Here is a 23,635-nt window from a genome sequence, read left to right as displayed (position 1 = left end):
GTGCAGCCCTGCCAGTGTGGGAACCGACTGGAAGTATGGTCGTTGACATTGGCGGTGGTACGACAGAGGTCGCTATCATTTCTCTCGGGGGGATTGTTACATCCCGCTCCATTCGTGTGGCTGGGGATGAGATGGACGAGGCGATCATTCAGTACATCAAGCGCCGTTACAACTTGATGATCGGGGAACGGACATCAGAAACATTGAAGTTGGAGATCGGATCTGCGATTGCTCCTGATGAGGTCGAAAACGTTGACATTCGCGGTCGTGACCTTGTAACCGGTTTGCCAAAAACGCTTTCGGTAAGCAGCACAGAAATTGCCGAAGCATTGGCAGAAACCATTTCTGCTATCGTGGAATCGGTGAAGGTAACACTCGAAAAAAGCCCGCCTGAGCTCGCGGCGGACATCATGGATCGTGGGATTGTACTAACAGGCGGCGGTGCGCTCTTGCGCAACATGGATCGCCTGTTAAGTAAGGAAACGGGTATGCCCGTGCATGTCGCGGAAAACGCACTGGATTGCGTAGCGATTGGAACAGGTCGTGCATTGGAGAACATTCACCTGTTCAAATCCAAGCAAGGCATCACCTCTTCCCGACTAAAACGGGGTAAATAAACGGAGGGTAGGGCATGTCGTTTTTCGGGAATAAGCGGCTTATCATTGTACTTGTAGGCTTGGTCCTGCTTATCTCCGTCGTGGGCTTCACTTCTCGTGAACGGGTTAGCCTGACCTGGCCAGAAATGTTTTTCAAAGATACTTTCAGCGTGGTGCAGGGCTTTTTCTATCGCCCTGCCCAGGCTGTTTCTGGCTTTTTTCAGGAAATTGAAGAAGCGTACGGCGTATATGAAGAAAACAAGGCACTCAAGGCAAGTTTGGATCAGTATGCCCGTCTCAGTGCTGAATTGCACACACTCAAGGCAGATAATGAGCGCCTTCGAGAAATGGTGGGGGCAAAAGATTCACTCAAATCTTACAGGCTTCACTTTGCAGAAGTCGTAGCGAGAAACCCTGATACATGGAACAACGTTGTTACCATCGATCAAGGTTTGAAAAGTGGCATCAAAAAGGATATGGCGGTCATCACTTCCAAAGGAATGATTGGGCGCGTACAGAGTGTTGCCAACTTTTCATCTACAGTTGAATTGTTGACGAGCTATGAACGGCGGGACCATATTTCTGCGGGTATTTTGACGCAGGAACTGGTCGAAGGCAAGCCTGTATACCGTCAGATTAGTGGTGTCATCGAGGAATACGACCCGCAAAAGAGATTGCTCGTCATGCGTAAAATCCCTTGGGGACAGGCCATTAAAAAAGATCAGCAAGTTATTTCTTCAGGTTTGGGAGGCGTCGTACCTCCTAATTTGCCGATCGGCTATATTGTTCGCGTAGAACCAGATGATTACGGCTTGACTCAAACGGCCTACATCCAGCCAAGCGCTGATTTTTCACAATTGAATGAAGTCATGGTTGTGGAACGAGATTTTACAATCGCTCCCAATGGTGAATTGATCCCGCAACAGCCAGCTGGCCAGACACAAACACAGACACAGACCACTGTGCCTCCGGCTCCACCTGCTAGCGGGGGTGGTCAGTAATGGCTCGGTTTTTATTGACGTTGGGCGTCGTGGTCATGTTTGTTTTGGAAGGAACTGTGATGCAAGTATTTTCACCTGGCACTGGGGGTCTGTCTTGGATGATAGTCCCCCGGTTTGCGCTTGTCTGCTGCGTTTTTATTTCGATGTATCTCGGCAGGCGCGAGGGCTTGTATTACGGGATCGCGTTCGGATTTTTACAAGATGTCCTGTTTGGGCAACTAATTGGAATCTATACCATGTCCATGATGGTGGCCAGCTACTTTGCAGGGATGATCGTTCTTTTGTTCCAGAGAGGATTCGGGATGGTTTTTATTACCAGCTTCCTGATTTTGTTCGGACATGAGTGGCTTTTGTATTCCTTGTTCCGCGTGTTTTCCGCTGCCCCCTTCGATGTTCAATGGATTTTGACACATCAAATTTTGCCTAGTGTGTTGTTTAATCTCGCTTTTGGCTTACTGGTATACTTTCCGATCAAGAATGTATGCAACAAGATTCTGGCGAAAAAGGAAATGCACATGCAGTAAGGGCAAAGGAGAGGAGAGTTCGTGGAAGAAGTCAAAGAACCGAAATCAGACATACCTATTCGGCTCAATATATTGTTTGTGATTGTATTTTTGTTCTTCGCAGCCATTATTTTACGGCTAGCCTTTGTGCAGCTGGTGGAAGGCGAACAGTACAAGCATGAATTGGAAAAGTTCAGTATTCGTGAACTACCGATTTCCGCTCCTCGTGGCCGTATCTTGGATAAAAATGGCGAGGTACTCGTTTCGAATAAGCCAGTGTACACCGTTCAATACGTTGAAGAACAAGGACAGGACATTGATGAAGAGAAAGTCGCGGATCGTCTGGCAAAAATCCTCATTCCCGATGGCGGCAAAATTGGAACGGATAAGGAACTGTTAAAGAAGACGATTGAACTGAGATCAACTTTGCCTGTTGCTTTCAATGCGCAAGAAACAAACGATCTCAAGACAAAGGTTGCGGCGAAGTTAAAAGCTGTTCCGAAAGTAGAGACCGTCGATCAGATGTCGGACTTTGAGCTGGTAAAAACTGCTGTGTATCTCGGGATGCGCATTCGTTCTCCTTTTGATGACAAGGAGAGAGTAGACCTTATTAAGAAACTGAATGCTGCCAAGCCGGGTACACCCGCTATTACGGAAGCGAACACTACGGATTTTGAACTGTTAAAAATGGCGATAAACGCCAATATGACCCTCACTCTCAAATTGGACAAGGAAGATCGCAATGACCTCGCCAAAAAAGTGAAGGATCAGATCGGAGTTTTGCCAACCCCCGAAGGCTTAGCAGAAAAGTCCGACATGGATTTGCTGCGCTATGCCTCGTTGTTCGACATGGATATCAAACTGCCGTTGACAGAGCAGCAACGCCAATTTCAATGGCACAAGCTTTCTTTGCTGCAGGAGATGCGTTCACCGCAGATGGCCAGCTACATCCCTAGACGTGTCAAGGTCAACATCACGGAGCAGGAAATGTTCCAAATCGAAGAACGACGCACCGAACTGCCGGGAATTAGTGTGGAGCTGGAGCCTGTTCGCCAAATTTTCGAAGATCCGGATGGTTCGGCATTTGGTACTCACTTTCTCGGGTACATCAATGCGATTCGTCCTGAGAGCTTGAAAGAATATCAGGCACAAGGCTACAACGCTATCGACCGTGTAGGTGTAACCGGTTTGGAGAGCTCCTATGAACGTTATTTGCGCGGCAAAAACGGGATTATGGAAGTGCACGTGAACAAAAATTCGGAGACGGTAGAGAAGAAGATGCGCCAAGCTCCTGAGCCAGGAAACGATCTCGTTTTGTCTATGGACTGGCGTTATCAAAGTAAGGTAGAGGCCATCTTGAAAGAAGAATTTGAATCATTCAAGAAGCGCCCGACTACGCCAAAAGAATTTAAGGACGCACACGTATTGGTGATGAATCCGAATACGGGTGAAATATTGGCGATGGCGAGTTATCCAGATTACAATTTGAATCTGTATTACGACCGCAAGAAATTCAACGAGAATTACGCCTCGCTTATTTTGCCGAACGAATCAAACCGATTCATTTATACGCCGTATCCACCTGCTTCTACCTACAAGCCACTGTCTGTCATGATTGCGCTTCAGGAGGGTCTGACTACGCCGAACGAAGTCATCTATGACCGAGGCGGCTTGAATGTTGGTAACACGTATAAACGCAACTGGAAGGCAAGTGGTCATGGACCTGTTAACGCTCGTCGTGCCTTGCAGGTGTCGAACAATACGTATATGTACGAAATGGCGATTCGATTAGCAAGAAAAGGGAAAGAAGGCTGGGAGAAGCAGTTCTCTGTCTATGATTACTACAATGCCCAGTTTGGTCTTGGTGTGAAAACAGGTGTGGATCTGCCGAATGAACATACCGGTTGGGAAAACCAGAACCTTTACTACGGAAACTTGGCAGACGTGATGATTGGTCAATACGATCTGTTCACGCCGATGCAGCTGGGGCAATACGTATCGACCATTGCGAATGGAGGATATCGGGTACGCCCACATCTTGTAAAAGAAATTCGTAAAGGAACAACCGATCCGAAGAAACCAGGACAAACGCTCTCAGTTATTGAACCACAAGTGCTCAACCGGGTTGATATCGATCCGAAGCATATACAGGTGGTAAGAGAAGGGATGCGGTTGGTTACTCAGCCAGGTGGTACCGTTCAACGATTCAATGGGTTGCCTTTCACTGTTGCAGCCAAGTCTGGTACGGCACAAACGTCGCAGCCAGCGGAAAATGCACTGGTTGTCGGCTTTGCGCCTTATGAAAATCCTCAACTGGTTTTCGTCGTCATTGCGCCGAACAGTTTGAGAGACGGTACGTCCAGTTCTGATGCAACTGGTCCGATCTCGCGTCGATTGCTCGAAGCTTACAATGAACTGAATCCAGGTGTCCTTACTGGTGGGGTTCCGAAGCCAAATCCACCGTCTGCGAAGTAACCCCGATGGTTGTCCAGGGCAATCAAGCCCAAGAGAATAATGGAGTCAAGCTCTTGTAAAATGCCAGCATCTGACCCAATTCGGCAATTTTTTCATGCAGAGCAGGAAAAATCTTTCTGTATGGCGAATGGTATCGGTCGAGGTGAAACCGGTGACGACTGTGAAAAGCAAGGTCACGATCAAAGGGACTAAAGAGGGTCTCGTCTTCTTTATGGATGATACCTGTTCCTTCGACGAACTGCTGGCCGATATGCGTGAAAAAATAGAGCATAGCCACCAACAGATTTTGTCGGGGCCACTCATTCGGGTATCTATAAAATTGGGAAAACGATACTGCTCACCCGAGCAACAAGAGCAGTTGACTCAAATTATTCGAACTAAGGGCAACCTGGTGATCCATACAATCGAATCTGATTTGATCACGCGGGAAGAAGCTATGGCTGAACGCCTGAAAACCTATTTTTCCATACAGGTAAATACGGTACGCTCTGGGCAAGTACTGGAGTTTGACGGTGATTTGCTCTTATTGGGAGATGTCAATCCCGGGGGGACGGTTCGCAGTACAGGAAGCATCTACGTGCTGGGTCATCTCAGAGGGTACGCGCACGCAGGTATTTCCGGTGACTCACAGGTAATTATTGCGGCTGCAGTCATGAGTCCTACCCAGTTGCGGATTGCAGATGTGATCAGCAAGCCGGGTGAGGAATGGACGAATAATTCCGGAGGCACAGAATTTGCCTATCTGGAAAATGAGATCATGCTGGTAGCGAAAATGAACTACTTGTCGCGAATCCGCCCTGATTTGGGTGAGAAAAAGCGTGAGGGTTGAGGGAAAGAGGAGGAACGGACGTGGGGATTGGAATTGTCGTAACTTCCGGTAAAGGCGGCGTGGGTAAGACGACCACTTCCGCCAATTTGGGAACGGCGCTCGCATTGTTGGGACAAAAAGTGGTCATGGTAGATACCGATATTGGCTTGCGCAATCTGGATGTAGTCATGGGACTTGAGAACCGAATTATTTATGATCTGGTAGACGTTGCAGAAGGAGCATGCCGACTGCCCCAAGCTCTGATCAAAGATAAGCGGTTTGACAATCTGGCATTGCTCCCAGCTGCTCAGACCAAGGACAAATCAGCAGTAACTCCTGAGCAGATGGAGGAAATCGTTACGCAACTGAAGCGGGAATATGATTATGTCATCATCGATTGCCCTGCGGGTATTGAGCAAGGCTTCCGCAATGCAGTGGCAGGGGCTGATCAAGCAATCGTCGTGACTACACCTGAAAAGGCTGCTGTGCGTGATGCTGATAGGATTATTGGCCTATTAGAGCGAGAAAAAATCGGAATGCCGAAGCTGGTCATCAATCGCGTTCGCTCCCATATGGTGAAAAATGGCGACATGCTGGATGTAGAAGACATTTTGGATTTGTTAGCCATTGACTTAATTGGTGTCGTGCCGGATGATGATCATATCATTAAATCCGCGAACCAAGGTGAGCCGGCTGTGATGAATCACGAATCGCGTGCTTCCATCGCGTATCGGAACGTGGCTCGTCGCCTTTTAGGTGAAGCTGTTCCATTACAACCATTGGAAGAAAAAGCGGGCGTGTTCCGTAAAATGCGTAAATTCTTTGGATTAAAATAGGTAATACTTGGCTCCCTTCTTTCTATAGAGGGGAGTCATGTTTTCTAGGAGGAAACGGATGGACCTGGAAAAACGTCATTTAAAAACAATTGACTGGACCATCATTTTGATTTTGGCAGGGCTCGGTATCTTTAGCTATCTCGGGATTTCCGGTTCTGCGGCAGGTGTAGATAAGGCACATCAGCAGGTCCTTTGGTATGTCATCGGTTTTATTGTGCTAGGTGTGACATTGCTATTTGACTATCGCCTGTTCCACAACATGGCCTATGTCTTATATGCACTTGGTCTGATTCTTTTGATCGGGGTATTTCAAACGAGGCCCATTAACAATACGACGAGCTGGTATGACCTTGGTCCTGTGTTGTTTCAGCCTTCTGAACCGATGAAGCTGTTCACGATCATAACGGTGGCCCGCTTCTTGTCTAAGAGGGCAACCGATCCGGATCGGTTTTACTATTTTTATAAGCTGATTCCGGTAATGGCCTTGGTTGGTGTACCATTGCTTTTGATTTTGATTCAGCCCGATTTGGGTACCGCCATGGTCTATACGGGTATGCTTGCCACTATGCTAATCGTTGGTGGTATACGGATGAAGCATGTATTGTACATGGGAGGATTGGTCGGCAGCTTCTTTGCCGCTATGACGCTGCTGCATGAATACAAGCAGGATATCTTTTTCAAGATTATCAAGCCGTATCAGTGGGATCGAATCCTCTTTTGGATGAACCCGGATCTTGAACCGATGGGACGAGGATTCCAGCTCAAGCAAGCGCTGATTGCTATCGGCTCAGGGCAATTGTTCGGAAAAGGGATTGATACGCCGACGCAAGCGAGCTTTGGATGGGTGCCGGTAGGAGAAAGTGATTTTATCTTTACCGTCATTGCAGAAAAGCTGGGCTTTGTCGGAGCGGGCTTGCTGATGATTCTGTTTTTCGTCTTGATTTACCGAATGATCCGCATCGCGATGGAGGCAAAAGATCCGTTCGGCTCCTACGTCGTCGCGGGTGTCGTAGGGATGCTTACTTTCCAGATCTTTGAGAACATCGGGATGACGATTCAGTTGATGCCAATTACGGGTATTCCGCTTCCGTTCATTAGTTACGGAGGGAGCTCGCTTATAACCAACTTCCTGATCATTGGTGTGGTGCTCAATATTGGGATGCGTAAGGACAAGTTGCGTTTTGATTAAAGGAGTTATTCAAAAAGTCATCAGGTTCTCGCCACTTTATTGGTGCTGAATTGATGACTTTTTGAACATTCACGAAATGCGTGACAAATGCAAATACTTATGCTAAAATCATCCTAAGTTAACCATTTTTACAAGTTATAGTGTTTGATTGATTGGTATGGAGTCGTACGTATTGTGAGTGACGTCACCAATTGTCAATCGCAATTCGTATGACTTTTTTCCTTGACGCAAAAGGCTTATCTGTAAAAAAGAGGTTAACGCTACACTCTTTCGCCTCGTGGGGCGTAATGTTCAGGGAGGTTTTGTTTCATGCAACAAGGTATCGTAAAATGGTTTAACGCAGAAAAAGGATACGGTTTCATCCAAGTTGAGGGTGGCGACGACGTATTCGTACACTACAGCGCAATCCAGTCAGAAGGTTTCAAATCTCTTGACGAAGGTCAAAAGGTTGAGTTCGAAATCGTTCAAGGTAGCCGTGGACCACAAGCTGCTAGCGTATCTAAACTGTAAAATTGACAGATTCAAAGACAGTCTCTCAATGGGGAGACTGTCTTTTTTGCGTGTTTCCAACCGATAAGCTGGGTAGTTGGAGAGGGACAACGGTCGTCATAAAGCAGGTAGACAAGTCATAGGATGATACTAAAGGCTTGGCCTGCGGAGGGATGGACATGTTTGAAAGAGTAGATCGTGTAAAAGAAAGACGGAGGGAACGATTGGAGCGAATCCGAACACAGTCTCGAGACAGCTATACTCCCTACGTCGATGATTGGAAAGATCCCGTCGAAGAAACTCCGAACCCATTCAGTTACTCGCCGCGCGAGAATGATATGATGGACCAGCCACCGTCCCATGAAAAGTGGGGCGTGCAAATTTTAGCATCTGTCTTATTAATTGGTGCTGCTTATGTTTTGTTTCAAACTACACTGATCCCTGCCTCTTGGAAAAGCTCCGCGAGGGAAGTCATGACACGGGACTTTAATTTTTCGGGGGTAGCGGACTGGTATGAAGCAAGATTTGGTCCAATTCCGACGATGCTTCCCTCGATACCTACCCATCCCCCTGCCGTGCCAGCAACGAGCACAACAAAGAACGCAGGTGCTGTGTGGAAGCTCCCGAGTAGCTGGAAAGTCGTAAAATCCTATGATCAAGAGAGTGCAAATGTGATCCTGAATACGGGAATGAACGATCAAATCACGATCGGAGAAGCTGGCTGGGTCGCGTTTGTCGGAGAAAAGCCTGATTATGGGACCACAGTGATTGTTCGTCTAACCAAAGGGCGGGAGATATGGTTGGGCAATCTCGATAGTATAGGGGTGACGAAGGACGAGGTCATGACACCTGGTCAAGTCATCGGAACTGCTAGGGTAATGGACCAGACATCTCGTCATCTGTATGTAGGGGCGAAAGTGAATGAGCAATTTGTTAATCCCTTGGAAGTGATACCGTTTGAATAGGGGAGGCTGGCTCGACATTCGGTTTCGTATTCACCTGCTATTTTGGGCGGTGATCGGCTTGTCCGTGGTGACAGGCCATTTTTTGGAGGTCATTACCTTGTTTGTCATCGTGCTGATCCATGAGTTGGGGCATGTAGCGATGGCGCGTGAGCTCGGATGGACCGTAAAAGAAGTGCAGCTTCTGCCTTTTGGTGGAGTAGCGACGATGGAAGACTCGTACGCCACGGACCCAATGGATGAGATTGTCGTGGCACTCGCTGGGCCCTTCTTAAATATGGTGATGATGGCTGCTTCGTACTTGTTTTGGTTTATGGGGATATGGACGGAAGAGTGGGCCCGCTTTTTCTTGATAAGCAATTTGACGATTGCGCTGTTCAACTTGTTGCCAATCTGGCCATTGGATGGCGGGAGAATCTTGTTGGCTGTTCTATGCTGGTTTATGTCGTATAGGCAGGCGACGATGATATCGATGACTGGGAGTACGCTGTTTGCGGGGATCATGGTGGGGATGTCCAGCTTGGAGTTGAAGTACAACTTAGCAGTGATCGGGATTTATTTATTGACGTTGAACATTCAGGCGTTTTTGCGGTTTCCTTATCAATTTTTTCGCTTTCTTGTGGAAAAATACGAGCGGCAGCAAGAAGAGGCTGCCGTTCAAGCGATACGCGTGCATCCTGAGGAAACAGTACTGGCTGTCTCACACAAGCTGCGGCGGGGATGCTCCCATCTTTTCTACGTGCAAGGCGCAGGTCTCTTGGCAGAGGAACAGCTGTTGTATGCCCTTCTGTTCGAGCAAAAGCACGACGCCGCAGTGGGCAAGCTCCTTTAGTCTGTAGTCCTTAATCTGCAGGAGCGATCCATTCCATCAGCCAGCAATCACGCATGCTTCCTTCGTACCATTCGTGCAGAGGAAGCTCTTTTACTTTTCGAAAGCCACATTTTTCGTAGCAACGCAGGGCTCGCTCATTCCAGGCTTGTGGGTCAATCGCTACTTTTTGTGTTTGTTTTTCCGTGTGGAGATAGTGGAGGATGGCTGTAACGAGCTGAGTGCCAATACCGCGATTCCAGTAAACAGGCTCTCCGATGAACTGGTCCATGCCGTAGACAACGTCGTCTTTTGCATACCCGTACAGTTGTTTTTCCGGGGCATCGAGTGGATAAAATTGCGCATAGCCAATCGGTTCGTCTGCGTACAAGATCAGGCAGCGAGTTTCACCGTCGTCTTCCGGAAAAAAACTTTGCTGCACGAGCTTCTCGTCATGTGGACGATCGCGACCTTCATAATAAGCCAAAACGCGCTCGTCAGAAAGCCATTTGACTAAGTGAGCGGCATCATTGGGGGATAAGGCTCTTATTTTTAAATCACCAGCATGAATCATGGATTATCTCCTTTACCTTGACTTGGCAGCTATGTTAGATTACTTCCTATGAGCCCGGTTATCCTTCTTTTGGGCAATGTTTGCACGGGGAATAAGGAGTGAAGGCAGTGAAACAAGTAGCGATCAGTGCACAAGGTGGCAGCATCCGCATCGCATTCATGGAAAACGGGAAATTGCAGGAATGGCGTACACAGGATGTGGGAGCACACGCGAGCGTTGGTGACATATATAAAGGACGGATCGCGGATGTGAAGCCTGGTATCCAATCGGCCTTTGTTGATATTGGTACAGGCCAAAATGCTTATTTGTATGTAGATGACACGTTCGGTGAGGTGCCGGGTGGAGCAGCGAAACCAAGTATTGCGGAACGCGTTCACGTAGGGCAAAAGGTATTGGTTCAAGTGAGTAAAGAGGCGTTGGAAATGAAGGCGCCAAAAATCACGATGCGGATCAGCTTGCAGGGGCGTTACTTGGTGTACCTTCCGACTGAAGAAAGCATATCGCTTTCGCGTAAAATAGCTGATGATACCAAACGAAAACGACTGCAACAGGTGATCTCTTCGACGGTAACGCAAGGAGAAGGCTGTATTCTACGCACGGAAGCGGCGGAAGCAGAAGAGCAGACACTCATTAGCGAACTGGTCTATTTGCGCAATCGCTGGCAGGACATGCTGCGAACAGCGGAGGGACTACGTTCGACAGGGCGGATTTTTCAGGATGCAGAGTTGATTGAGATGACGCTCCGAGATGGCTTGGCAAACGGCATGGATGAGCTGTTGGTAGAAGGTGCGGCGACTCATCAGCAGGTAAAAGCGGCGTTGGCAGCTTTTGCTCCGGAAGTACAAGAGAAGCTGCGCTGGTATCAGGGCAAACAGCCGCTCTTTGACTTCATGGGTGTCGAGGCGGAGCTGATTCGTGCTCGTGATCGACAAGTGCCGCTTAAGAGTGGAGGGTCCTTGGTCATCGACAGGACAGAAGCGATGACAGTCATCGATGTAAATACCGGTTCATTCACAGGTGGGGGAGGGCAACAGCGGGAGCAGGCAGTGACGGCGACCAATCTGGAGGCGGTAACTGAAATTGCCCGGCAGCTGCGGTTGCGAGACATCGGCGGCATCGTGATCATTGATTTCATCGACATGAAAGAGCAGAGCAATAAAGAGCGAGTGATCTCGCGATTGAAACAAGAGCTGGCAAAGGACCCCGTGCCTTCGACTGTTCTCGGGATGACGTCGCTTGGATTAGTCGAGATGACGCGAAAAAGAGTGCGTGCGAGCCTGACGGAGCGGCTGACGGAGCCGTGTGAGGCATGCAAGGGCCGAGGGAGAGTTTGGCGAGTAGACGAGCTGTTCCGGCGCTTGTACGCCGAAGTCACCGCATTGGCAAAGAGCCAAGATGCGGAGGCTGTTCTCGTGGACATGCCGCCAAGATTGTTGGACATGATAGAGGAGTGGGAAAAAGCAGAAGCAATTACATGGCCTATCCATGTCTATAAGCGGCTTGTCCCTTCTTTGAACCCGGAAGAGTTTCGAATTGGATACGTCGGAAATCGGGCAGAGGCGGAGCGTTTACGATCGAAATAACTTGACTGGGCTATTGTAGCTATGATAACCTAATGGTTGTCATGCAGATATGCCTCGTGCATACTGTAACCGCACGAATCAGGTACATAAGCCGTCGCTCGTCGACGCACCTGTAAAGGCGAGTCTGAGTATAGGAGGTGCACACAGTGTACGCAATTATTGAAACCGGTGGAAAGCAATACAAAGTTGAAGAGGGAGCAGTTCTCTTCATCGAGAAATTGGCTGACGTTGAAGGTGAAGTAGTTACTTTTGACAAGGTTCTTCTCGTAAGCAAAGACGGCAAAGTTACTGCAGGAGCTCCTACAGTAGCTGGTGTTACGGTAACTGGTAAAGTAGAAAAACACGGTAAAGCGAAAAAAATTATCGTGTACAAATACAAAGCCAAGAAAAACTACCGTCGCAAACAAGGTCACCGTCAACCATTCACTAAAGTTGTGATCGAAAAGATCAACGCTTAATTGGTGACTCGTTATGATTGAAGTGATCGTGAGCCGTGCGCAGCACGGTATCCATGAAATTAGTATTTCCGGACATGCCAATGCGGGTGCCTATGGGGCAGACATCGTTTGTTCTGCTGTATCAGGCATCAGCTTTGGTATATTAAACGCCATTCAACCTTTGACCGGCATCACTCCTGAAGTCGATGTCGCACAAGAAGGTGGTGGTTTCTTGAAGTGGAGCCTTTCCTCTTCGGATGATGAGGCTGCATGCGAGAAACAACAGCTTTTGGCAGAGAGCATGGTTATTTCTCTTTTGTCAGTTGAGGCGAATTACGGTAAATACGTAAAAGTTAGTGATGATAAATGGCAGGGAGGTGTCTGATATGAACATGCTGTTTAATTTGGACCTTCAGTTTTTCGCATCGAAAAAAGGGGTAGGTTCCACAAAGAACGGTCGCGATTCCATTTCCAAGCGTCTTGGTGTGAAACGTGGCGACGGGCAATTCGTTACTGCTGGTAACATTCTCGTTCGTCAACGCGGAACAAAGATTTACCCAGGTGCGAACGTAATGAAAGGCGGAGACGACACTCTGTTTGCAACTGCAGATGGTGTTGTTCGTTTCAAGCGTCTGGGCCGTGATCGCAAACAAGTTGTGATCGAGCCAGTTGCTTCCGAAGCGTAAATATTTGTTAAGAAAAACCCAGCCATGTAGCTGGGTTTTCTTTTTGTCTGGCTCTTTTTTATGGTACAATAGAGGGGAAAGATATTCTTATCGACTTGGGTGAATGTGATGGGGGACGAGCGGAGGCTGTTTACGCATCAGACAGACCAGTTGCTGACCGTTCTGAACAGGCAGCGGCATGACTGGTTGAACCACGTTCAGGTTCTGCTCGGCTATTTGCATTTGAACCGTACTGAACAAGGAGAGGCACACTTGAAGCGCATCGCTCAGATGGCGATGCAGGAATCGATGGTTGCCCGTTTGAATAGCTCCTTGTTGTCCGTCTTCTTCTTGACATTTAACGCACTGAACAAGGATTTGCTTTTAGAAGTGGACGTGTGCAATCATGTGGATCTCACGCGAATAGTTTTGGACGAGCAAGACTTGTTTCAGTTGGTGTCAGAGATATTATGCACAGTGAACGATCAAGTAGACCAAAGCGGGTACGAACCAGCCAGCATGCAGGTAAGCTTGCAGATGGATGAGCGTGGCGTTCATTTTCGTTTTGACCTGGCCGGAATGCTTCGTGCATCCGGAATGGAAGAATTGGAAAAGCTGATACGTAAAAGCGAACAGAGTACGGTGGAGGTCACCGAGTGGATACATACGGAAGAAGAATGGGTCCTGAAATTGGTGGTTCCATTCGCGGAATGAAAGAGGTGACACCATGTTTGTCGATCAGGTAAAAGTATATGTAAAAGGCGGGGACGGTGGTAACGGAGCTGTCTCCTTTCGCCGGGAGAAGTACGTACCGCTGGGTGGTCCAGCAGGTGGAGATGGCGGTCTAGGTGGAGATGTCGTGTTTGTCGTGGATGAAGGTCTGCGTACACTGGTAGATTTCCGCTATCAACGACATTTCAAAGCACCTCGCGGAGAGCATGGCCGGAACAAATCTCAGCACGGAGCAGGCGCGGAAGATATGGTCGTGCGCGTGCCACCGGGAACAACTGTCATTGATGATGATACCAAAGAAGTGATTGTCGATCTCGTAGAGCATGGCCAACGTGCTGTGATCGCAAAAGGTGGACGTGGTGGACGAGGCAATATTCGTTTTGCCAACTCTTCAAATCCAGCCCCACACATCTCGGAGAACGGGGAGCCAGGTCAAGAGCGTTACATTGTCATGGAACTCAAGCTGATTGCAGATGTGGGCTTGGTTGGTTATCCGAGTGTTGGAAAATCCACTTTGCTGTCCAGTGTAACAGCGGCGAAGCCAAAAATTGCGGAGTACCACTTTACGACGCTGACACCGAATCTGGGTGTTGTGGACTTAGGCGAGCAGAGCTTCGTAATGGCTGATTTGCCAGGATTGATTGAAGGCGCGCATGAAGGTGTGGGTCTTGGTCACCAATTCCTGCGTCACGTAGAGCGTACGCGCTTGATCGTCCATGTGATTGACATGGCAGCGGTAGATGGGCGCGATCCATACGAGGATTATTTGCAGATCAACCGCGAGCTGACTATGTATAACCTGAAGCTCGAAGATCGTCCGCAAATTGTAGTCGCGAACAAAATGGAACTGCCAGAAGCAGCGGAAAACCTGCGTATTTTCAAGGAAAAGGCTCCAGATGTGAAGGTGTACGAGATCTCTGCTGCAACCCGCAAAGGCGTACAGGAATTGATGTATGTAATCGGGGATATGTTGGCGACCATTCCGGACAAGCCTACTGTCGAAGAAGTTGTGGAAGTGGAAGAGCGTGTCGTCTTCCGTGCAGAAAAAGAACCAGACGAATTCGAGATTACGCGTGATAACGAAGTATTTGTTGTTAGCGGCGAAAAAATCGAGAAGCTCGTACGCATGACCAACCTCACCAGTTATGATGCAGCCCAACGTTTTGCAAGACAAATGCGCAGCATGGGTGTAGATGAGGCCCTGCGTAAGCAAGGAGCAAAAGACGGGGATACCGTTCGGATCGGCAAATTAGAGTTTGACTTTGTGGAGTGACAAAAACCATGATTGATATCCCATCACTGAACCCATTTATGGGGGATAAACGACTCCAACGCGGTGCGACGCTACCGCTAATCATCTCCAAGCAGGTGACGACACCTGTCCAAGTTTTGGTTGAACATGCAAAGGGCAGTTATCTCGTAGTTTCCTATGAGATGAAGCCTGAAACGAAAGCAGAGCTTCTCGGATCAACTGTACGCATTCGTTGGGAGACGGATGCGGCAGTGAATACCATTGATTTGGAAGTAGTTTCGGAGCAAACGGTTTGGCCGATCAAGCTTTTAGGGATGATTCCGATTAGTGTAGGGGTAGAAATTACACAAAAGCGCAAGCAGGATCCCATCTCTCCAGATCTCGGTATTTCTGTCCCTTACAAGGTGATGGGAGCGAGACCGATCGAAGAAAAAGGCGAGGCAGTGTTGCTGAAATTCTCTCCTACCCGTCTTGTATTGGGTACAGACGGTTATGTGTCGAAGGGCGATTTTCTCCACTTGTCTTTCAAGATACCGAAGCAAGCGCAGGAGATCGTCATGATGGCGAAAATCGTGGAAAAAACGTTCCAAGACAAGCAATCGATGATTGAATTAATCTTTACGGATATCAATGAAAAGCACCATGAACTCATCAAGGATTACTATAAAAAGCTCTCAACTACCGCTTCTTCCTAAGGAAGCGGTTTTTTTCCTTTGATGTTCCTGTGAAGAAGGTATATAGTAGAGTACATAGAGTTCTAAATCGAGCCTGTTCACCTCATGATTTGTTGTGTACGCTTTCCTGAATAAATACACGTGAAATCATTCACTTTTGATTATTCGAATCCGTTGTCTGCTTTACTTTGTGAAAAATGTTACAAACAATTTTTTACCGGATTTTCAGGGAGAATAGCGGCCGTTACTCGTATGAACAGGCATCGAGAATGAAAGGCCTCTATTCCAAAGCAAAGGAGGACGTTTTTTTTATGTCTCAAACAACTACGCAACAAGCTCAAGCTGCTGCTGAAGTAGCAAGCACTGCAACTCTGGCACCAGCGCAGCAACAAGATGTACTCGATCAGTTGATGAAACCAGAAATTCAAGAGTCACTGAACGTATTGGTGGCGAACCTGCCTAAATTGGCAGAACTGACAACACTTTTGACCAAAACATATGATTTGGTACAAACAGTAGCAAATGATCATGTGTTGATCGACGACATCAAAGGCGGAATGGAAGAGTTCGTAAAACCGATCTCTGACAAAGCGAAAGGTATTGCGCAAGCAGCCATTGAAGCCAATGACCGTGTTCATGTAGAAGAGTCTACTATCGGTTTGTTCGGTATTCTCAAAATGCTAAAGGATCCGCAAGTACAAAAAACATTGCGTTTCGCACAAGCATTCCTGGAAGTATCAGCAGAACGTCAACAACAAAAACGCTAGTATTTTTTATTATTGATTGTAAGACATGGACGGAGGATTGGGCATGGCGAAGCATATTCTGATTCTAGGTGGCGGTTATGGCGGTTTGCTCAGCGCATTGACTGCACGTAAATACATGACGGCTGAAGAAGCGTCGATCACGGTGGTAAACCGTTTTCCTACTCACCAAATTATTACGGAACTGCACCGCTTGGCAGTAGGAAACCTGTCTGAACAAAACGTGGCGCTCCCTCTGGAAAGATTGCTGCGTGGCAAAGAGATTAACCTTGTAGTAGACGCGGTAGAAAATATTGGCCTCGATTCCCAACGCGTAACATTGGCGAGCGGCGAGTCCATTAAATACGATGCTTTGGTAATTGCGCTGGGTAGTGAAACCGCATTCTTCGGAATCCCAGGTCTGCAAGAGTACAGCTTCACACTGAAGTCTGTAGAAGAAGCAAATCGTCTGCGTGCACACCTCGAAGAGCGCGTGATTGAATACAAGGCGAGCAAAAATAAAGCAGATGCTACCTTCGTAGTAGGTGGTGGCGGTCTGACAGGTATCGAGCTGGTTGGGGAATTCGCTGATATGTTGCCAAATCTGTGCCACAAACACGGCGTAGACTTTGCAGACGTATCCATCTACTGCGTAGAAGCAGGTCCTTCCATTTTGGCTGGTTTTGCTCCTGACCTGGTGGAGCGTGCGCAAACGAGCTTGGAAAAACGCGGCGTTCAGTTCCTGACAGGCGTACCTGTAACGGAAATGAAAGAAACCACGGTTTGCTTAAAAGATGGCGCTACCATTGAAACCAAAACAATGGTATGGACAGGTGGCGTACAAGGAAATCGCGTAGTGGCTGAGTGCGGCGTCGAAGTTAACCGCGGGCGCGCAACTGTTACAGAATTCCTGCAATCCACTTCTCACCCTGATGTATTCCTCGCAGGTGACAGTGCGGTCGTAATGGGGCCAGAAGGTCGTCCATTCCCTCCAACTGCGCAACTGGCTTGGCAAATGGGTGAAGTAGTGGGACACAATCTCTTCGCACACTTCAACGGCACCAAAATGGATACCTTCAAACCGGTATTCTCCGGTACATTGGGCAGTCTGGGCCGTAAAGACGCGATCGGAACAATCGGTGCAAGCCAACTGAAGCTGAAAGGCTTGCCAGCAACCTTGATGAAAGAAGCGAGTAACGTCCGCTACTTGACTCATATCAACGGTTTGTCCTCTTTGGCATACTAATCGAATCAAGAAAGCCCGGGATCATGAGGTCCCGGGTTTTTTGTGTTTGTTTATCCGTTTCCGCTCGGATCTTCAATCACGTTTGGGGATTGAGCCATCTTTTTGCCCCGCATGTCATTGCCAAACTGTTCGAGACTGCTTGGTTTACCCGCTGGGTGATTATTACGGCGCTCCGATTTATCTGACTTTCCACGTCCGGCCATTTGCCTTTCACCTCCTCCATACGATACGCATTATTGTGCGCGAAGAAGCTCCCCCTCATGTAATCAAAGTAAACCAAATATGATCCGGTGAAAAAAAGTGACGGATAAGGATTGTCACATTGCATGCTTTCCGTTATAATGTCCTCTATGAAGAAACAACTGTTTTTCTCAGGAGGACACAACGCATGAAAAAGGAAGAAAAATTCTACTTGATTCGATCTGACATCCTGCCAGAATCGATTGCCAAAACGATTGAAGCCAAGAAGATGCTGGAATCCGGCGAAGTGGATACCGTGAATGATGCGGTTGAACGGGTAGGACTGAGCCGCAGTGCTTTTTATAAGTACAAAGATGGCGTTTTTCCGTTCAATGCGATGATGAGCGAAAAAATTATGACGTTTACTTTCTCTTTGGATCACATGTCAGGTTACTTGTCCAAAGTGCTCACATATGTAGCAGATCAAGGTGGAAACGTATTGACCATCAATCAGACGATACCACTTCAAGGGATTGCTACTATATCCATGTCAGTCGATATGGCTAATCTTCGCGTATCTAGCACGGAGTTTTTGGATAGCTTGCAGCTGATCCCGGGCGTTCGCAAAGCGATGATCGTCGGTAGAGGCTAAGCTAAAAAACAATCAAAGAAAAGGCAGGGGAGAGAGACATGGAGAAGCAGAGCATTAAATTGGGATTAATGGGTTTTGGTACAGTCGGGACTGGTGTAGTACGCATTATTCAAGCGCATCAGGAGGATTTGCAAAAGCAAACCGGCCTCAGTATTGAGATTTCCCGTATTCTTGTTAAGGATGCGGAAAAATCTCGCAATATTTCATCCATGGAGGGCACGGTGACCACTGACCCTGCTAGTCTTTTGGATGATCCAGAAATTGAAGTCATCGTAGAAGTAATTGGTGGAATTCATCCTGCAAAGGAATACATTTTGGGTGCACTCGATCGAGGTAAGCACGTAGTAACAGCCAACAAAGATCTGATGGCGTTGCACGGGGCCGAAATTTTAGCGAAGGCGCAAGAAAAGGGCTGTGATGTTTTCTACGAGGCAAGCGTGGCAGGTGGAATACCGATTTTGCGCGCGTTAGTAGAAGGGTTCTCCTCAGACCGTATCGCGAAAATGATGGGGATTGTCAACGGGACGACCAATTACATCATGACCAAAATGAGTCAAGAGGGCGCAGAATATAGCGAGGTATTGAAAGAAGCCCAAGCACTGGGCTATGCGGAGCAAGACCCTACCTCTGATGTAGAAGGCTTTGATGCCGCCCGCAAAATGGCGATTCTGGCAACGCTGGGCTTCCGTGTACCGATGAAGCTAGAAGATGTAGACGTAAAAGGGATCAGTTCCGTGAGCAAGGAAGATATCGCCTATGGCAAACAACTGGGCTATGAAATCAAGCTGCTCGGACTTGCTCGTCGTGACGAAGAGGCGATTGAAGTAAGTGTGCAGCCAACTCTGGTTCCGAAATCCCATCCACTCGCTTCCGTAAATGGCGTCTTTAATGCCGTGTACGTACATGGGGAAGCAGTAGGGGAGACCATGTTTTACGGGCCGGGCGCAGGTGAATTGCCGACTGCTACCGCCGTTGTGTCTGACCTGGTCACTGTCGTCAAAAACAGAAAGCTAGGAGTGAATGGACGCGGAATGGTTGCTCCATACAAAGAAAAAGTATTGAAAGAAGACAGCGAAAAATTCTCGAAATACTTCCTGCGTATCGTAGTTGCAGATAAACGCGGTGTCCTTGCTCAAATTACGCAGATGTTGGCAGACAAAAATATTTCCCTTGAGCAGGTCATCCAGCAACCGTTTAACAACGGACGTGAAGCGGAGATTATCATGATTACACACCTGTCCTCAAAAAGTGATATGGATGCGGTACTGGCTTACATGGATCAGATGGATATCGTATCAACTGTGCAGAGCTGCTACCGTGTAGAAGGGGGAGACAAATAATGGCATCTGATCGACAGTCTGGCATCTTAGCACGTTACCGGGAATTTCTCCCGATCACAGAAAAAACTCCGCTGGTTAGCTTGCATGAAGGAAACACTCCCCTGATCCACGCCTCGAACCTCTCCAAACAATTGGGAGTGGAGCTGTACGTCAAGTACGAGGGGCTTAATCCGACTGGCTCTTTCAAAGATAGAGGCATGGTCATGGCTGTAGCCAAAGCGGTAGAAGAGGGAAGCAACACAATCATGTGCGCTTCGACGGGGAATACATCAGCAGCAGCTGCGGCGTATGCGGCACGCTCAGGATTGCGTTGCATCGTCCTGATCCCGAACGGCAATATCGCGTTGGGCAAGCTGGCACAGGCTATCGCCTATGGTGCAGAAGTCATCGCGATTGACGGTAATTTTGATGAAGCGTTGGATATCGTTCGCGAAATCACAGCGAAAGAGCCGATTACACTGGTGAATTCCGTGAACCCTTACCGGATCGAAGGACAAAAGACTGCGGCATTTGAAGTGTGCGATGCGCTGACGGACGCACCTGACATTTTGGCCATCCCAGTTGGCAACGCAGGTAACATTACAGCATACTGGAAGGGTTTCGAGGAATATTTCGCAGCCAAAAAATCGAGTCGTTTACCTAAGATGTACGGATTCCAGGCAGCGGGAGCAGCTCCATTGGTTCATGGCGAACCAGTAGCCAACCCTGAAACGATTGCGACTGCTATTCGCATTGGAAACCCGGCGAGCAAGGATGGTGCTTTGAATGCCATTTCGAAATCAAGCGGTCTTGTCGATAGTGTAACGGACGAAGAAATTTTGCATGCGTATCATTTGCTGGCGAAGAGTGAAGGTGTGTTTTGTGAGCCTGCCTCAGCAGCATCGCTAGCTGGCATTATCAAGCTGCATGAGGCTGGAAGGCTTCAACCCGGCAGCCAGATCGTGTGCGTACTGACTGGAAACGGACTAAAAGATCCAAATATCGCTTTGAAGCTGGTAGGTGAAGAGCCGCGTTCTGTTCCGGCGACACATGAAGCTGTGATGGAGCTGGTTCGTCAAAGTGGGAGAGAATTTGTATCATGAACGGGCGACGTGTAAAAGTAACCATACCGGCAACGACAGCGAATCTGGGACCGGGATTCGATGCGCTGGGAATGGCTTTCCAGTTGTATTCTGTCGTAGAAATGGAAATCAGTGATCATACGACAGTAGAGATGATGGGCAAGGAGCTACAAGGAACACCGACGGACAAAAACAATCTTCTGTACAAGGTTGCTGCGAGATTGTTTCAAGAAGCAGGTCTCGCCATTCCTGAGCTCGCGATCCGTGCTTCCAGTGACGCTCCTCTGACAAGAGGATTGGGGAGCAGTGCCGCTGCGATTGTAGGTGCACTTGTAGCAGCCAACCATCTCGCTGGCGAACCATTTACTCGTGAGCAGTTGTTTGAAAAGGCAACACGCCTGGAAGGGCATCCGGATAATGCGGGAGCTTCGATGTTTGGCGGTATCATTGTTGCGACGATGCCTGAAGTACCAGGAGACCCTGTTCCTTATGTGCGGTTTTCTGCTCCAGTGGGATTGCGAACACTCGTCGTGATCCCAGAATTTATGCTCTCGACAGAAAAAGCACGGAACGTCTTGCCACAGGTGTACAGCAGAGAGGATGTTGTATATAATGTGGGTCATAGTAGTTTGCTAGTTGCTGCACTGGCACAAGGCAGACTAGACCTGATGGGACGGGCAATGTCGGATCGGTTGCATCAGCCGTATCGAGCAAAGCTTGTACCTGGCTTGAACGAAATCCTGGACAAAGCAACTGAACACGGGGCACTGGGGGCTGCTTTAAGCGGCGCTGGACCGACGATCCTCTGCTTTTTCTCTTCGGATGAAGAATTAGAGAAGCTGCGTGCATTTGTGGACAGAGTGATGAAAGGGCACGACATCTCGTACCGCGTGATGATCTTGCAACCGGACGAAAATGGCGTACAGGTAGAAATCCATCAGAGATAGACCATAGTGGATAGGAGTAGCCATGGAGAAGAAACTTGCTTTTCTAGGACCGCGTGGAACGTTTACCGAAGAAGCAGCGCGGATATTGTCGCTCGGACAAAAGCTATCTTTCGTTCCGTACCCAAGTATTATTGAAGTACTAAACGCTGTTTCCAAAAAGGAAGTGGCATACGGTGTCGTACCGATGGAAAACTCCATTGAAGGAACAGTCAATTCTACATTGGATTGGCTCATTCACGAAGTAGATCTGCCTATTTTGGCGGAGCTTGCACTGCCCATTACGCAAAACTTGCTGGTGGCCAAAAGAGAGCACCCATTGCCTTTGTCCGCGATTACGAGAGTGCTGTCACATCCTCAAGCGATTGCACAAAGTCATAACTTTTTGCGTGAGAATGTGCCAGAAGCAGCGATTGAAACGGTAAACAGTACGGCATTGGCTGCAAAAATGGTGAGTGAGCATCCAGAAGAGCCGTGGGCTGCTGTTGGTACTCGATTGAATGTAGAGATTTATCCATTGGAGTTTGCGCGTGAACAAATTCAAGATTATTCGAATAACTACACGCGCTTTGTTCTCGTCGGTCAGGAAAGTCTTGATCTACCGGTTTCCCGCAAGGAAAAGACGACGATACTGGTAACGCTGCCGGAAGATTTCCCGGGAGCATTGTATCAAGTACTGGCTGCTTTTGCTTGGAGAAAGGTCAACTTGTCTCGCATCGAATCACGTCCGACGAAAAAAGCACTCGGAAGCTATTATTTTGTCATCGACATTGAGCAGAAGATGGACGACGTCTTGTTGCCAGGAGCGTTTGCGGAGATTGAAGCCATTGGTTGTCAAGTTCGGCAGCTCGGGACGTACCCATTTTATATTCATCAAACCAATTCCTAGAGGGATTGGTTTTTTCTTTTTCTACTCCCTCCCAACAAAGGAGTGGCGTCAAGGAGCAAAACGCCCATGACTGCATACGATGTTAGGGAGCTTGGTGCAAGGGAGGAGAAAAACATTGAGAATACACATCGTCCAAAAAGGCGATACGATGTGGAAGATCGCCAAAAGATATGGCGTCGATTACAAAGAACTGTTACGCCTTAATAGTCAATTAAAAACTCCCGATACTATTTATCCAGGAGCGAGAATCAAGATTCCGGCGAAACAAGTTCCTGTCCGACCACCGCAAAGAACGACGCCCCCCCATCCAATGAGTGAGGCGGCCCCGTATGTGAAAGAAAGACCGATTACGGAAGAGGAAGAGATGGAGGTACCGCAACAAATCGAAAGGCGGCCCATTGAGCCGGAAGAATCAGGAGAGGTACAAATCGAATCCAGAGAGGAGATACGACCTACTCTACCGCCGGCTCCCATTCCTACGAGGCCACCCAAGGAGATGCCTAGACCTCCTAAAGAAATGCCAAGACCACCAGTCCCTTCTGTTTCACCAGAGGTAGTCAGGCCAACGGCACCAGCAACATTACCACCTCCACCACCAACACAGTCTATTCCAAAACCAACAGAGCCGATCGAAAAACCAATCGAAAAACCGATTGAGAAGCCAACACCGTATAAACCACCGAACATTTCAGGGAAGCCAAATGTGCTGCCTCCGGTTCCGCCTGTTCCTATACGTCCACTCATACCGACTCCACCTCCAACCAGAGTGAGTCCGTATATTTATCCACCAGCGATTCCACCGAATCAAAATGTGCCCAACATTCCATATAGACCACCGACTCAGGTCTTGCCATTACAGCCTACACGACCGCCAGCATATGCATGCCCACCTTGCCCACAGCCGAATTATCCACCGCCACGGGTAAGTCCGATGCAACCGATGCAGCCAAACTACCCACCACGGGTAAGTCCATTGCAACCAATGCAGCCAAACTA

Annotated in this window: 27 protein-coding genes, 1 pseudogene and 1 other annotated feature; of the genes and pseudogenes, 25 read left to right on the top strand and 3 right to left on the bottom strand. The window is 48.2% G+C overall.

Going from position 1 to position 23,635, the window contains the following annotated elements; translation table 11 throughout:
- From mreB to PMI05_RS26680, 10 genes are all read left to right on the top strand, one after another.
- Nucleotides 1-617: rod shape-determining protein MreB (gene mreB, locus PMI05_RS26725; protein ID WP_007728689.1), on the top strand; the 617-nt coding region annotated here is incomplete at its 5' end.
- 14 nt (nt 618-631) lie between these two features.
- Nucleotides 632-1,597, top strand: coding sequence for a rod shape-determining protein MreC (gene mreC, locus PMI05_RS26720; protein ID WP_007728687.1), 966 nt, complete (start codon nt 632-634; stop codon nt 1,595-1,597).
- Entirely contained in the window at nt 1,597-2,121 is a 525-nt protein-coding gene (gene mreD, locus PMI05_RS26715; protein WP_007728684.1) for a rod shape-determining protein MreD, read from the top strand. The genes mreC and mreD overlap by 1 nt, the downstream gene beginning before the upstream one ends.
- Before the next feature lie 21 nt (nt 2,122-2,142).
- Entirely contained in the window at nt 2,143-4,575 is a 2,433-nt protein-coding gene (locus PMI05_RS26710; RefSeq protein WP_007728682.1) for a penicillin-binding protein 2, read from the top strand.
- A gap of 151 nt (nt 4,576-4,726) precedes the next feature.
- Nucleotides 4,727-5,404: a septum site-determining protein MinC gene (gene minC / locus PMI05_RS26705; RefSeq protein ID WP_007728680.1), complete on the top strand. Its 678-nt coding sequence runs from the start codon at nt 4,727-4,729 to the stop codon at nt 5,402-5,404.
- Nucleotides 5,405-5,424: 20 nt separating this feature from the next.
- On the top strand, nt 5,425-6,219 hold the full coding sequence (gene minD, locus PMI05_RS26700) for a septum site-determining protein MinD (RefSeq protein ID WP_007728677.1): 795 nt from the start codon (nt 5,425-5,427) through the stop codon (nt 6,217-6,219).
- A 58-nt stretch (nt 6,220-6,277) separates the two neighbouring features.
- Nucleotides 6,278-7,408 carry a rod shape-determining protein RodA gene (rodA, locus tag PMI05_RS26695; protein ID WP_007728675.1) on the top strand — a complete coding sequence of 377 codons (1,131 nt, stop codon included), beginning with the start codon at nt 6,278-6,280 and terminating at the stop codon, nt 7,406-7,408.
- Between the two features lie 309 nt (nt 7,409-7,717).
- The gene (locus PMI05_RS26690; protein ID WP_007728674.1) at nt 7,718-7,918 is read left to right on the top strand and encodes a cold-shock protein; all 201 of its coding nucleotides are present in this window, start codon (nt 7,718-7,720) and stop codon (nt 7,916-7,918) included.
- Between the two features lie 158 nt (nt 7,919-8,076).
- A complete protein-coding gene (locus tag PMI05_RS26685; protein WP_007728672.1) occupies nt 8,077-8,862 on the top strand; it encodes a M23 family metallopeptidase in 786 nt (261 codons plus the stop codon).
- Entirely contained in the window at nt 8,855-9,691 is an 837-nt protein-coding gene (locus tag PMI05_RS26680; RefSeq protein ID WP_039961450.1) for a M50 family metallopeptidase, read from the top strand. Before PMI05_RS26685 ends, PMI05_RS26680 begins: the two co-directional genes overlap by 8 nt.
- Nucleotides 9,692-9,701: 10 nt before the next feature.
- Here the strand turns inward: PMI05_RS26680 and aac(6')-35 are convergent, their stop codons facing one another.
- Complete coding sequence (gene aac(6')-35, locus PMI05_RS26675; protein WP_007728667.1) at nt 9,702-10,241, bottom strand: aminoglycoside 6'-N-acetyltransferase AAC(6')-35; 540 nt, start codon at nt 10,239-10,241, stop codon at nt 9,702-9,704.
- Between the two features lie 107 nt (nt 10,242-10,348).
- Here aac(6')-35 and PMI05_RS26670 point away from each other — a divergent pair, with 107 nt between their 5' ends.
- The 9 genes from PMI05_RS26670 (at nt 10,349) to PMI05_RS26630 (ending at nt 17,573) form a co-directional block, all read left to right on the top strand.
- The gene (locus tag PMI05_RS26670; RefSeq protein ID WP_007728663.1) at nt 10,349-11,824 is read left to right on the top strand and encodes an Rne/Rng family ribonuclease; all 1,476 of its coding nucleotides are present in this window, start codon (nt 10,349-10,351) and stop codon (nt 11,822-11,824) included.
- Nucleotides 11,825-11,881: 57 nt separating this feature from the next.
- Nucleotides 11,882-11,960 (top strand) — a sequence feature (ribosomal protein L21 leader region).
- Between the two features lie 10 nt (nt 11,961-11,970).
- Complete coding sequence (gene rplU, locus PMI05_RS26665; RefSeq protein ID WP_007728661.1) at nt 11,971-12,282, top strand: 50S ribosomal protein L21; 312 nt, start codon at nt 11,971-11,973, stop codon at nt 12,280-12,282.
- A gap of 13 nt (nt 12,283-12,295) precedes the next feature.
- A complete protein-coding gene (locus PMI05_RS26660) occupies nt 12,296-12,646 on the top strand; it encodes a ribosomal-processing cysteine protease Prp (protein ID WP_007728654.1) in 351 nt (116 codons plus the stop codon).
- Nucleotides 12,647-12,653: 7 nt separating this feature from the next.
- The gene (gene rpmA / locus PMI05_RS26655) at nt 12,654-12,947 is read left to right on the top strand and encodes a 50S ribosomal protein L27 (RefSeq protein WP_005832382.1); all 294 of its coding nucleotides are present in this window, start codon (nt 12,654-12,656) and stop codon (nt 12,945-12,947) included.
- Between the two features lie 108 nt (nt 12,948-13,055).
- The gene (locus PMI05_RS26650; protein WP_007728649.1) at nt 13,056-13,640 is read left to right on the top strand and encodes a Spo0B C-terminal domain-containing protein; all 585 of its coding nucleotides are present in this window, start codon (nt 13,056-13,058) and stop codon (nt 13,638-13,640) included.
- Between the two features lie 13 nt (nt 13,641-13,653).
- A complete protein-coding gene (gene obgE, locus PMI05_RS26645; RefSeq protein WP_007728647.1) occupies nt 13,654-14,931 on the top strand; it encodes a GTPase ObgE in 1,278 nt (425 codons plus the stop codon).
- Between the two features lie 8 nt (nt 14,932-14,939).
- Nucleotides 14,940-15,605, top strand: a complete 666-nt coding sequence (locus PMI05_RS26640; RefSeq protein WP_007728645.1) for a PilZ domain-containing protein — start codon at nt 14,940-14,942, stop codon at nt 15,603-15,605.
- Between the two features lie 290 nt (nt 15,606-15,895).
- Nucleotides 15,896-16,351 carry a DUF1641 domain-containing protein gene (locus tag PMI05_RS26635; protein WP_007728644.1) on the top strand — a complete coding sequence of 152 codons (456 nt, stop codon included), beginning with the start codon at nt 15,896-15,898 and terminating at the stop codon, nt 16,349-16,351.
- 43 nt (nt 16,352-16,394) lie between these two features.
- On the top strand, nt 16,395-17,573 hold the full coding sequence (locus tag PMI05_RS26630) for an NAD(P)/FAD-dependent oxidoreductase (protein ID WP_007728642.1): 1,179 nt from the start codon (nt 16,395-16,397) through the stop codon (nt 17,571-17,573).
- A gap of 50 nt (nt 17,574-17,623) precedes the next feature.
- Here PMI05_RS26630 and PMI05_RS31205 read toward each other — a convergent pair whose 3' ends face one another.
- A complete protein-coding gene (locus PMI05_RS31205; RefSeq protein ID WP_007728640.1) occupies nt 17,624-17,776 on the bottom strand; it encodes a hypothetical protein in 153 nt (50 codons plus the stop codon).
- Nucleotides 17,777-17,961: 185 nt separating this feature from the next.
- Here PMI05_RS31205 and PMI05_RS26625 point away from each other — a divergent pair, with 185 nt between their 5' ends.
- From PMI05_RS26625 to PMI05_RS31860, 6 genes and pseudogenes are all read left to right on the top strand, one after another.
- Nucleotides 17,962-18,405, top strand: a complete 444-nt coding sequence (locus PMI05_RS26625; RefSeq protein ID WP_007728638.1) for an ACT domain-containing protein — start codon at nt 17,962-17,964, stop codon at nt 18,403-18,405.
- Between the two features lie 38 nt (nt 18,406-18,443).
- Complete coding sequence (locus PMI05_RS26620) at nt 18,444-19,745, top strand: homoserine dehydrogenase (RefSeq protein WP_007728636.1); 1,302 nt, start codon at nt 18,444-18,446, stop codon at nt 19,743-19,745.
- Nucleotides 19,745-20,827, top strand: a complete 1,083-nt coding sequence (thrC, locus tag PMI05_RS26615) for a threonine synthase (protein ID WP_007728635.1) — start codon at nt 19,745-19,747, stop codon at nt 20,825-20,827. Before PMI05_RS26620 ends, thrC begins: the two co-directional genes overlap by 1 nt.
- The gene (gene thrB / locus PMI05_RS26610) at nt 20,824-21,753 is read left to right on the top strand and encodes a homoserine kinase (protein ID WP_007728634.1); all 930 of its coding nucleotides are present in this window, start codon (nt 20,824-20,826) and stop codon (nt 21,751-21,753) included. Before thrC ends, thrB begins: the two co-directional genes overlap by 4 nt.
- 22 nt (nt 21,754-21,775) lie before the next feature.
- Nucleotides 21,776-22,639: a prephenate dehydratase gene (gene pheA, locus PMI05_RS26605; protein ID WP_007728633.1), complete on the top strand. Its 864-nt coding sequence runs from the start codon at nt 21,776-21,778 to the stop codon at nt 22,637-22,639.
- A 79-nt stretch (nt 22,640-22,718) separates the two neighbouring features.
- A pseudogene (locus PMI05_RS31860) lies at nt 22,719-22,841 on the top strand (LysM peptidoglycan-binding domain-containing protein); the annotation flags it as partial.
- A gap of 29 nt (nt 22,842-22,870) precedes the next feature.
- Here PMI05_RS31860 and PMI05_RS31505 read toward each other — a convergent pair.
- Nucleotides 22,871-23,383, bottom strand: coding sequence for a hypothetical protein (locus tag PMI05_RS31505; protein WP_007728628.1), 513 nt, complete (start codon nt 23,381-23,383; stop codon nt 22,871-22,873).
- Between the last annotated feature and the right edge of the window lie 252 nt (nt 23,384-23,635).

The sequence above is a fragment of the Brevibacillus sp. BC25 genome, assembly GCF_000282075.1.
GTDB lineage: Bacteria > Bacillota > Bacilli > Brevibacillales > Brevibacillaceae > Brevibacillus.
The sequence above is the reverse complement of the archived record's forward strand: the minus strand, read 5'-3'. Positions and strand labels throughout refer to the sequence as shown.

What these genes read in the sequence shown, in the direction of transcription:
- PMI05_RS26630 (WP_007728642.1), top strand. Translation starts at nt 16,395, where the DNA reads ATGGCGAAGCATATTCTGATTCTAGGTGGCGGTTATGGCGGTTTGCTC.
- PMI05_RS26625 (WP_007728638.1), top strand. Translation starts at nt 17,962, where the DNA reads ATGAAAAAGGAAGAAAAATTCTACTTGATTCGATCTGACATCCTGCCA.
- PMI05_RS31205 (WP_007728640.1), bottom strand. Translation starts at nt 17,776, where the DNA reads ATGGCCGGACGTGGAAAGTCAGATAAATCGGAGCGCCGTAATAATCAC.
- PMI05_RS26620 (WP_007728636.1), top strand. Translation starts at nt 18,444, where the DNA reads ATGGAGAAGCAGAGCATTAAATTGGGATTAATGGGTTTTGGTACAGTC.
- rpmA (WP_005832382.1), top strand. Translation starts at nt 12,654, where the DNA reads ATGCTGTTTAATTTGGACCTTCAGTTTTTCGCATCGAAAAAAGGGGTA.
- mreC (WP_007728687.1), top strand. Translation starts at nt 632, where the DNA reads ATGTCGTTTTTCGGGAATAAGCGGCTTATCATTGTACTTGTAGGCTTG.
- PMI05_RS26635 (WP_007728644.1), top strand. Translation starts at nt 15,896, where the DNA reads ATGTCTCAAACAACTACGCAACAAGCTCAAGCTGCTGCTGAAGTAGCA.
- PMI05_RS26640 (WP_007728645.1), top strand. Translation starts at nt 14,940, where the DNA reads ATGATTGATATCCCATCACTGAACCCATTTATGGGGGATAAACGACTC.
- PMI05_RS26650 (WP_007728649.1), top strand. Translation starts at nt 13,056, where the DNA reads ATGGGGGACGAGCGGAGGCTGTTTACGCATCAGACAGACCAGTTGCTG.
- obgE (WP_007728647.1), top strand. Translation starts at nt 13,654, where the DNA reads ATGTTTGTCGATCAGGTAAAAGTATATGTAAAAGGCGGGGACGGTGGT.
- mreD (WP_007728684.1), top strand. Translation starts at nt 1,597, where the DNA reads ATGGCTCGGTTTTTATTGACGTTGGGCGTCGTGGTCATGTTTGTTTTG.
- thrB (WP_007728634.1), top strand. Translation starts at nt 20,824, where the DNA reads ATGAACGGGCGACGTGTAAAAGTAACCATACCGGCAACGACAGCGAAT.
- PMI05_RS31505 (WP_007728628.1), bottom strand. Translation starts at nt 23,383, where the DNA reads ATGAGTGGACGTATAGGAACAGGCGGAACCGGAGGCAGCACATTTGGC.
- PMI05_RS26685 (WP_007728672.1), top strand. Translation starts at nt 8,077, where the DNA reads ATGTTTGAAAGAGTAGATCGTGTAAAAGAAAGACGGAGGGAACGATTG.
- rodA (WP_007728675.1), top strand. Translation starts at nt 6,278, where the DNA reads ATGGACCTGGAAAAACGTCATTTAAAAACAATTGACTGGACCATCATT.
- PMI05_RS26660 (WP_007728654.1), top strand. Translation starts at nt 12,296, where the DNA reads ATGATTGAAGTGATCGTGAGCCGTGCGCAGCACGGTATCCATGAAATT.
- thrC (WP_007728635.1), top strand. Translation starts at nt 19,745, where the DNA reads ATGGCATCTGATCGACAGTCTGGCATCTTAGCACGTTACCGGGAATTT.
- pheA (WP_007728633.1), top strand. Translation starts at nt 21,776, where the DNA reads ATGGAGAAGAAACTTGCTTTTCTAGGACCGCGTGGAACGTTTACCGAA.
- PMI05_RS26690 (WP_007728674.1), top strand. Translation starts at nt 7,718, where the DNA reads ATGCAACAAGGTATCGTAAAATGGTTTAACGCAGAAAAAGGATACGGT.